This is a genomic window from Acetobacter sicerae, assembly GCF_011516765.1.
In the GTDB taxonomy this organism is placed as follows: domain Bacteria; phylum Pseudomonadota; class Alphaproteobacteria; order Acetobacterales; family Acetobacteraceae; genus Acetobacter; species Acetobacter sicerae.
Genome location: NZ_JAAABN010000066.1, coordinates 1 through 1,382, shown reverse-complemented (window position 1 = coordinate 1,382; position 1,382 = coordinate 1). Strand labels below are relative to the sequence as shown.

Sequence of the window (1,382 nt, the reverse complement as noted above, 5' to 3'; positions counted from 1 at the left end):
CGCCGATGAGTGAAGCGATCACACCGCGGCTGCTGTCCCGCGAACAGGCTGCCTATTATGTCGGAATGTCAGTCGGGCTGTTCCGCGACATTGTCGAACCAGTTGTTCGGCCTGTCGATCTGGACCGGCGACGCAGGCTCTGGGACCGGGTTGCGTTGGACCGATGGATTGATAGCAAATCCGATATCGCCATGCAGACGCAGAACGAAAACGCCAATCCACTCGACGCCCTTCAGTGATCGCAATCAAGCTTAAGCACGTTCAGCGTCACAAGGGGCGCGACGGAAAGGTGCGCCATTATTTCCGCAAGCCGGGCCTGCCTCGCAAAAAGTTGCCAGATCCTGATGAACCGGGATTTTGGGAGGCCTACCACGAGGCGCTGCACCAAAATTCCGAGATTAAGCCAGAACGCTACGCCACCGGGACATTGGCAGCCCTCGCTGATGACTGGATGCGAACGCCGGCCTTTCTGCAGTTGGGCCCGGCGACACGGCGGAACTATACGCGGCTCCTATCTGGAATACAAAAGGAGGACTTCGCCCTCCACCAGATCGACCTGTTTGAAGCGCAGCATATTCGTCGATTCGTTGCGCGGAAGGCGGACACACCCGCGGCAGCCAACCACAGACTGCGCCTGTTCCGCCTTATATTCGCATACGCCGTTGAAGACGGTCGGCTGAAATCCGATCCGACCGCAGGCGTGAAGCGACTGAAGGAGAAAGGTGAAGGAGCGAAATCGTGGACGGAAGATGAGATATCCCGATTCGAATCCAGATGGGCTACCGGCTCCACGCCGCGTCTGGCGCTTGCGCTTTTGCTTTACACAGGGCAGCGTCGCTCTGATGTGGTGAGGATGGGGCCGCGGGATATGGTTGACGGCATGATGAGCGTGCAGCAAGTGAAGACCGGCACCCGTCTCTTCATCCCGATCCATCCGCTGCTTGCTGTGGAATTGTCCGCCATCTCGGATGACAGAGAAACCTATCTTGAGACAGCTTTCTCAAAGCCGTTCAGCCCAGACGGCTTTGCGCTGCGATTCGCGAAATGGTGTAACGAAGCTGGACTCGAAGGGTTGAGCCCGCACGGTTTGCGTAAGGCCGCGGCCCGGCGTATGGCGGAAGCAGGATGCACCGCGCATCAGATAGCGTCTATAACAGGACACCGAACTCTCGCCGAGGTTCAACGCTACACATTGGCGGCAGACCAGAAGCGTCTCGCAGAGGAAGCTATAGCAAAAATAGGCTCGAAACCGAGTTTTACAGACGGAAACCGTTTTACAAAACGGGACGATTGAAGGTCATATTATATGATATTTATGTATGGTTTTACAGGCTAACGCATTGATATGTTTAGGTTTGCGTTTACCCGCCGCGGACACCATC

Annotated in this window: 2 protein-coding genes; both read left to right on the top strand. The window is 56.3% G+C overall.

Features of this window, described 5'->3' with window-relative positions; genetic code table 11:
- On the top strand, window positions 1–239 hold a 239-nt coding region (locus GVI59_RS18580), incomplete at its 5' end, for a transcriptional regulator (protein ID WP_173575521.1).
- Entirely contained in the window at window positions 236–1,294 is a 1,059-nt protein-coding gene (locus GVI59_RS18575) for a tyrosine-type recombinase/integrase (protein ID WP_173575520.1), read from the top strand. The genes GVI59_RS18580 and GVI59_RS18575, both read left to right, overlap by 4 nt.
- Window positions 1,295–1,382 lie beyond the last annotated feature (88 nt).